A 421-nucleotide genomic window follows, 5' to 3' on the forward strand; every position below is an offset into this window, starting at 1 on the left:
CCGAGAAGCAGCGCATGGAAGCGGCCAAGAGCACCCAAGCCGACACCCGCGCCCCCCGCGGCGGCAAGAAGGGCAAGAAGGGCGGGGCTCACCAGGTGGTGCCCGAGCTCGAGGCCCAGATGACCGCCGGCGAGGACCGCTATGCCCAGATGGCTGTGCAGGCCGAGAAGCTGCAGCGCGACAAGGTGCTCGCCGAGGCCCGCACCGCCGTGGCCGCGGCCAACACCCACGAGGGGGAGGGCCGCCGCAAGAAGCGCAAGGAGAAGCGCGAGGCCGAGGCCCGCGAGCGCGCCGAGCTCGAGGCCATCGAACGTGGTCTTGACCCGACGCTGGTGCTGGACGACTCCGTGGTGGAGATCCCGCAGGGCGCGTCGGTGGCCAAGTTCGCCGAGCTTCTGGGCGTGCAGCCCAATGACGTCAT

General features: G+C 71.0%; 1 pseudogene. It reads left to right on the plus strand.

Going from position 1 to position 421, the window contains the following annotated elements:
- Nucleotides 1-421: pseudogene (locus NE591_RS12695) on the plus strand (translation initiation factor IF-2); the annotation flags it as partial.

It is taken from the genome of Adlercreutzia sp. DFI.6.23, assembly GCF_024462535.1.
Lineage (GTDB): Bacteria > Actinomycetota > Coriobacteriia > Coriobacteriales > Eggerthellaceae > Adlercreutzia > Adlercreutzia rubneri.